Genomic DNA, 7,367 nt, shown 5'->3' with positions numbered 1-7,367 from the left:
AGGTCCACCTGTCGCAGGTGATGAGGCAGACACGCTCATCGCCTGCGCTGGAGGTCACTTCCTGTCCGGAGGAACGGGCAGCACCCAGATCTCCCGTCCGTGCACCGCATCTTGCGCGGTGAAGTAGATGAACTCGCCCGCGCGGATCAGGTCTTGCGGATAGGAGGATGCGGGCCCGGGGCGGATGTCCTGGAGCAGGCGGGTGCCTCCTGGCTGTCCGTTGCTCACCCACAGCTCGTGGCCGTGGGCGGTGTCGTAGGCGTAGAGGACGACTCGGCCGTCATCCGTGGGAACGGGCGTGGGCACTCGCAGGTCCGGGGAGACAATGAGCGGTTGGTACAGCAGCTTCGTGCCCTGCGTGGTGCCATCCGTCCTCCACAGCTGGACATCGAACGGGGCGGGACTGCCGATATCGTAGAAGAGCGTGAAGTAGAGCTTGCGATCGGTCGCCGTGAACGAGGACACGAAGATGAAGAACTCGCGCGGTGAGTTCGCGTACGGGTTGGGGATGACCGCGACCCGGTTCGAGCGTGGGTGGCAACTCGGGTCTGGATCCAGCTTGCGGAGCTCGGTCGCGGTATAGCCAGGGGTGAACGTCGCGAAGTAGAGACGTTTCTTGAAGACGGTGATGGGCTGCGCCTCCGAACCCTCGGGTCCAGGCCGGGTGTCCTCGACGAGCTCCGTGCCCCGGGCCGTGCCGTCACTGCGCCACAGTTCGCGCCCGTGCTCGCCGTCGTCGGCGGAGAAGTAGAGGATGCCCGCCGCGGCAGTCAGATGCCGCGGAAACGACGAGCCCGTGCCTGGGAGGATGTCCTTCACCAGGCGGGTTCCCGCAGAGGTGCCGTCGCTGACCCAAAGCTCCGTGCCCGTCTCAGGCATGCCGAGGCTCATGAAGAGGCGGTTGCCGACGCTCGCCACGTCCAGGGGACCGTTTACGGCGTCCTCTGGACCCAGGTCCTTCACGCGCACCGTGCCCGCGGAGGTGCCGTTGCTGCGCCAGAGCTCCACGCTGCCGGCGGCAATGATGGCCGGGCGGACCACCCGGAAGAAGAAGAGGGTGTCGCCCACCGCGATGAAGTTCTCCAGGATCGTGTAACCGGAATCCGGGCGGAGGTTCTTGATCAGACGCGTGCCAGCGGTCGTGCCATCGCTCACCCACAGCTCGGCGCCGTGCTCCTCGCTGAAGCCCCCCGTGAAGAAGAGCTTCTGGTCCACCACCGTCAGCCGTCCGGGCGGGTCCACCAGGTGCTTCACCGGCACGGTGCTCGCGCTCGTTCCTTCGCTGCGCCAAAGGGCGCCCTTGCCTGCCTCGAAGTCAAAAGCGGAGAAGAAGAGCCGACCCCGGAAGGACGTCAGGTCCGTGGGCGCGGGGCCGCCGAATGGACCAGGCACCGGATCCTCGGGCGGCGGGTAGAGATCCTTCAGGAGAGAAGCCGGGCCGAGCCCGGGATGCCTGTTTGCCCGTTGAGCCGAGACCGTCTCGGGGGCATCCGTGTCCGAGAGTGAGTCCTCCGGGAGGGATTCCCCGCATCCCATTGCCAACAACCAGACTCCCACCAACAAACGCCATGCACGCATGAATGTTCCCCCACGCCCTCGGGTCGCCGGCCCCTCGCCATCGGTATGCGTGGCGGAGCGCCACTGCCAGGGGGCGTCCTCGATTCCGCGTGGCACCTGTTCACCAAAGCCAGACGGGGGCGAACGCCATCTCCGCGCGGACACAGTGCCTCGGTGGATGGTGGGAGCTTGCCCCACCCACTCATTGGGCCTGAACGCCGGTTGTAACGTGACGCTTCACACCGACTCGCCGCGTGACGCCTGTCTGTTTTGCTTGCCGAGAAAAACTTGGAAGCATTGAAAAACAGGACACGCTCCTGGTACTTCGAGAGCACCTCCCCGCGGTACCGGAAAGGTGCACTGTATGCAGCGATGTATCGGAGCAGCCCCACGGCGTTTCCTGTCCCTCTCCCTCATGTCCGTCATGGCGCTGAGCCAGGGGTGCCAACCCACGGATGAAGATCTGCCTGTCGAGGAGTCCGCGACGGGCGAAGCCGCACAGCCCGTCTCGGTTCCTGGCTTCGCGGAGATGCACCACCACATGTTCGCCGAGGAGGCGTTTGGCGGTGGTTGGTTCCACGGCAAGCACAACGGCTCCCTGGTGAGCTGTGACGGAGGCTTTCCGGAGAGCGACCACGCGCGCGTTCGCATGGACCTGGGCTCCATGCTCAACGTGTGCCCCAACGCGGGCGGAATCAACCTGAGCGGCGTGCCGGTGCTGTCGCAGATGTTCGGGGTGGGCGGCGCGGTGGCGTCGGAAATCATCGGCGAGATCGAAGGGACGGAGGGTGACACCGGTCTCCATCTGGGCCGGATGAGCGTGCCCACGCAGTGGCCACGCTGGGACACCATCGCGCATCAGCAGGCCTGGGAGGGCTGGCTGCAGCAGGCGCATCAGGGAGGCCTGTCCCTGGTCACCATCTCCCTGGTGAGCAACGAGTTCCTCTGTAAGGCGCTGCCGTACCAGAACATCAAGCGCCCATGTGACGAGATGGTGGACGTGGACGTGCAGTTGCAGATGGCGCGTGACTTCGACGCTCGCACGCCGTGGGCGGAGATCGCGCTGTCGCCGGCGCACGCGCGGCAGATCATCGCCTCCGGCAAGCTGGCCATGGTGCTCTCCATCGAGTCGAGCAAGCTGTTCGGCACCAAGAACTGGCAGTCCGAGCTCAACCGCGTCTACTCGCTGGGCGTGCGCTCCATCCAGCCGGTGCACCAACTGGACAACCGCTTCGGCGGCGCGGCGCCCCATAACGCGATCTTCCAGGTCTCGCAGTTCCTGGAGAACTGCCACGTGGACACCGACTGTGGCCTCACGGGCAACGGCTTCACGCTGGGCTTCGACGTGGACGCCAACTGCAAGAACACCAAGGGCCTCACGTCCGAGGGCCGGGCGCTGGTCGCGGAGATGATGAACAAGGGCATGCTCGTCGACGTGGCGCACATGTCCGAGCGCTCCGTGGACGACACGTTCGCCATCGCCCAGAGCCGCAACTACTACCCCATGTACATCTCCCACGGTCACTTCCGTGAGGTGATGCACCCGGGGCTCGCCGCCAACGAGAAGACGACGCCCGCGTCCATCATCCGCTACCTGCGCCAGACGGGCGGCATGTTCGGCCTGCGCACCGCGCACGACGAGACGCGCGACTACACCCGCACGCCGGTCGCCAACAACTGCCAGGGCTCCACGCGCTCGCTGGCGCAGGCCTACGAATTCGGCCGCCTGGGCCTCAAGGTGAACATGGGCTTCGGCGCGGACCTCAACGGCTTCATCCAGCAGACCCGCCCGCGGTTCGGCCCCCACGGCGCCTGCTCGGCCGGCTTCGCCGCGGAGGCGGCGTTCCAGGCCCAGCAGCAGCTCTCCGCTGGCCCGCCGCCGCTGGGCACGGACTTCGACAACTACGGCCTGGCCCACGTGGGCCTGCTGCCGGACGTGGTGCGTGACCTGAAGCAGCTCGGCGTCAACACCACGGGCCTGGAGGGCTCGTCCGAGACGTTCATCCGCATGTGGGAGCGGGCCACCGGCACGCGCACCGGCATGGCGGACAGCGCAGGGGACATCGACACCAGCGGTGTGGCGGCCTACGTGCCGAAGGAGACCCGCGCGGCCCAGTATCCAACCAGCTCCACCTGCTCCACCGACAGCGACTGCGCCAGCACCCAGTACTGCGGCTGGGGGCTCAACGCCGGCAAGTGTCAGAACAAGAAGGCCAAGGGCGCCATCTGCGGCAGCGCCCGGGAGTGCCTGTCCAACAACTGCCGGTGGACCCTGACCTGCGGATGAGGTCGCTTGCTGGCATGTGAGCAAGCCGTGTCAACCCACATGCCAGACGTCCCCGCGGCTGGCCGTTCATTGAGCGGCGGCCACCGCGGGGCCCCTTCATTCGTTGCCCGCCTGGGGGCTTCATGGTATCGAAAATGATAGTCAATATCGATAACTGGAGCGTTCGTGACGACGACGACTGAGCGTGTCTATCGGCGGGGACCGTTCCCCGTGAAGTTCCGCCTCTTGGAGGTGAAGCGGGTGAAGCGGGTGACGCCGCAGATGGTCCGCATCACCCTGGCGGGCGAGGACCTGGAGGGCTTCTACAGCCCCGGCGCGGACGACCATGTGAAGCTGCTGTTCCCGGAGGAGGGCAAGCGCATGCCTGTCATCCCCACGGTGACGCCCACGGGGTTGGTGCTGAAGGAAGGCGAGCGCAAGCCGGACGCGCGTGACTACACGCCGCGCCGGTATGACGCCGCGGCGGGTGAGCTGGACATCGACTTCGTGGTGCACGGCACGGGGCCCGCGACGACGTGGGCGAGCAAGGCGCAGGTGGGTGACCTGCTGGCCGTGGGGGGGCCGCGCGGCTCCACGTTCGTGGCGCAGGACTTCAGTTGGTACCTGCTCGCGGGCGACCCATCCGCACTGCCGGCCATTGGCCGCATCCTGGAGGAGCTGCCGGAGGGGACGCGCGCCATCGTGTTCTGCGAAGTCCCGGACGCGTCCGAGGAGCAGCAGTTCACCACCCGCGCCAACGCGACGGTGACGTGGCTGCACCGCAACGGCGTGGAGGCGGGGCACTCGGACGTGCTGCAGCAGGCCATCCGCGGGCTGGAGTTCCCCGAAGGGGACTATTTCGCCTGGGTGGCGGGTGAGGCGCACACCGTGCGCCCCATCAAGGACCACCTCATCAACGAGCGTGGCGCCAACAAGAGCTGGGTCCGGGTGACGGGCTATTGGAAGCGCGGCACCTCGGACCACCACGACTCGAAGGGCTAGGCCGCCGCCGGGTGCGCGAGGGAGCGGAGGACTTCGCCCGTCATCTCGATGGCGTAGTCAATCTGCTCCTCCGTGTGCGCCGTGCTGAGGAAGGTGACGTCGCGGCGCAGCAGGATGCCCCGGCGGGCCATGCCCGCCTGGAAGGGCTGCATCTGCTTCGCGTGCTCCGCCGGGTCCTTGGCGAACAGGAAGAAGGGAATCGCGTCGTAGCCAATCACGCGCAACGATGAGCCCGCGGCCTCCGCCTGGGCGTTGACGCCCTCGCGCAGCTTGCGGCCCAGACGGGCCAGGTGCTGGATGTAGGCGCCATCCCGGTAGCCCTTCAGCACCGCCTCGCACACGTACAGCGACAGCAGCTCACCGCCGAAGGTGGTGGACACCTGGAGCTCGCTCAGGCGGCTCAGGTGCTTTGCCGGACCGGCGATGGCCGACAGCGGCATGCCGCCAGCGATGCTCTTGGAGAGCGTCACGAAGTCCGCGCGGACGTCGAAGAACTCCTGGGCGCCGCCCACGGCGAGCCGGAAGCCGGTGACGACCTCGTCCAGGGCGAACAGGACGTTGTTCGCGGTGCATGTGGCGTGCACCTGCTGGAGGAAGGCCGGGGTGAGGGGCCGGTTGTAGGGCACCGACAGCAGCACCAGGGCGAGCTCGCTGGCGTTCTTCTCGATGGTGGCCAGCAGGGTCGGCTCGTCCGGGGGCGTGAAGAGCGGCATCCGGAGGGTCAGCGCCGCCAGCGCGGGCGGGACGCCCGGCGTGTCGAACATGAAGTGGTCGTGCCAGCCGTTGTAGCCGACGGTGATGATCTTCTGCTTGCCGGTGATGTGGCGCGCAAGGCGCACGGCGGTGGACGTGGCATCCGCGCCCGTCTTGAAGAAGCGCGCCATCTCCGCGCCGGGGATGAGGTCCACCAGCGTCTGGGCGGCGGAGACCTCCACCGGCGTGGGCAGCGAGTGGAGGACACCTTCCTCCAGGTGCTCCCGGATGGCGTTCACCACGGCCGGGTCATTGTGGCCCAGCATGTTGGCGCCCAGGCCGCCGATGAAGTCGATGTACTCCTGGCCGTCCACGTCCTCCACCAGCGCGCCCTTGCCCTTGGCCAGGAACACGGGGAAGGCGCCGAGCGCGAACATCTCCGGGCGCTTCATCATGGACTGCGTGACGCCGGGGACCAGCCGCCGCGCCTCGGCGAGGAGCTGGTTGGAGCGGTCGAGCTTCAGCTCGCCCGGGATGGGACGCGGCAGGGAAGGGTGCTTCTTGACGGGAGTGTCCATGGACGTTTCCTTCTGTGTGTCGAGACGGAGGCTGCGATTCACCGAGGCGTGGGTGCCGCGTTGAGCGGGACGGCGCGACGGCCAAAGGTCCAGAGGATGAAGAGCGAGGCGGTGGTGACGCCCACGGCGAGCCATCCGGCCACTCCGAAGCCCACCAGCTCACCGCCAGGCGTGGTGGCCAGCATCAAGCCGCTGGCCCACGCCGCGAGCCCGGAGGCGCCGTCACTGGCGGCCATGTTCATGGCCATGTACCGCCCGCGCAGCGGCGGCGGTACCTTCGAGGAGATCAACGCGATGGTGGGGATGGGCCGCGTGGACGTCAGGGACATGAAGAGGACGAAGGCGACCATCACCACCGGCAGCGGAGCGGCGGGAAGGTGCGTGAAGCCCAGGTGCGGCACCATGGTGCCCACCAGCAGCAGCCCGAGCACCCGGGCGGGGCCAAACCGGTCCACCCAGCGGCCCACCTGACGCGCCGCGAGCAGCGTGGCGGCGCCGCCAGCCAGGTACACCCAGGTCAGGTCGGTCTGCTTCAGCCCGAGGTTCCCGACCATGAACGCGCTCAGGTACGGAATCAGCAAGAAGCTGGAGAAGGCGACGCTGAACGTCAGCAGCCAGCCCAGCGCGAAGCCCGGCGTGAAGAGCGCCGTGACGGAGGGCGCCTGACGCCCCGAATCCGTGGTGACATGGGCATCCAGCCGCGGAAGCACGGCGAGCAGCCCGAACCACAGGAGCGCCCCGAGGATGCCAATGGCCCAGAAGGGGGCGCGCCAGCCGAGCATGTTGGCCATGCCCAGGCTCAGGGGAACGCCCGCCACCGCGGACAACCCGAGCGATGACATCACCGTGCCGATGGCCTGGCCCCGGCGCTCACCGGGGATGGTGTCCGCGATGATGGACATGATGACCGCGCCCATGAGGCCCGCGCATCCTCCAGCGATGCTCCGGGCCACCAGCAGCCACGCGTGGCTCTGCGCCGCGCCGCAGGCCAGCGTGGCTGTGATGAACCCTCCCAGGATGACCAGCAACGTGCTTCTGCGGCCAAACCTGTCGACCCACGCGAGCCCCAGCACGCCCATGGCGGCGGAGGCCAACGTGTAGGAGGACACCAACGTTCCGAACTGCGCGGCTGACAGACTGAACAGCCGCATGAACTCTGGACCCAGCGGCAGGACGATCATGAAGTCCAGCAAGTGGGTGAACTGTACGCCCGCCAGCAGCAGGATGAGCAGACGCTCCTGTCGCGGTGTGAACGAGGCGGTCACGAAAGG

At 67.6% G+C, this 7,367-nt stretch carries 5 protein-coding genes; 2 read left to right on the top strand and 3 right to left on the bottom strand.

The features are described from left to right. Window positions 1-54: 54 nt before the first annotated feature. Complete coding sequence (locus tag HNV26_RS05075) at window positions 55-1,392, bottom strand: ELWxxDGT repeat protein (RefSeq protein WP_366816758.1); 1,338 nt, start codon at window positions 1,390-1,392, stop codon at window positions 55-57. Between the two features lie 529 nt (window positions 1,393-1,921). Between HNV26_RS05075 and HNV26_RS05070 the strand changes: the two genes are divergently transcribed. Both HNV26_RS05070 and HNV26_RS05065 read left to right on the top strand, forming a co-directional pair. After that, window positions 1,922-3,844, top strand: a complete 1,923-nt coding sequence (locus tag HNV26_RS05070; protein ID WP_171439469.1) for a membrane dipeptidase — start codon at window positions 1,922-1,924, stop codon at window positions 3,842-3,844. Between the two features lie 165 nt (window positions 3,845-4,009). After that, window positions 4,010-4,825 (top strand): siderophore-interacting protein, encoded by an 816-nt coding sequence (locus HNV26_RS05065; RefSeq protein ID WP_171439470.1) that lies wholly within the window; start codon window positions 4,010-4,012, stop codon window positions 4,823-4,825. Here HNV26_RS05065 and mxcL read toward each other — a convergent pair. Together mxcL and mxcK are read right to left on the bottom strand one after the other, a co-directional pair. Next, window positions 4,822-6,096: a myxochelin B biosynthesis transaminase MxcL gene (gene mxcL / locus HNV26_RS05060; protein WP_171439471.1), complete on the bottom strand. Its 1,275-nt coding sequence runs from the start codon at window positions 6,094-6,096 to the stop codon at window positions 4,822-4,824. The genes HNV26_RS05065 and mxcL overlap by 4 nt on opposite strands. Window positions 6,097-6,134: 38 nt before the next feature. Further along, window positions 6,135-7,361: a myxochelin export MFS transporter MxcK gene (mxcK, locus tag HNV26_RS05055; protein ID WP_171439472.1), complete on the bottom strand. Its 1,227-nt coding sequence runs from the start codon at window positions 7,359-7,361 to the stop codon at window positions 6,135-6,137. Between the last annotated feature and the right edge of the window lie 6 nt (window positions 7,362-7,367).

This window comes from Myxococcus xanthus (assembly GCF_013116825.1).
GTDB classification, from domain to species: Bacteria; Myxococcota; Myxococcia; order Myxococcales; family Myxococcaceae; genus Myxococcus; species Myxococcus xanthus_B.
This window is presented reverse-complemented; position numbering and strand designations above follow the sequence as displayed.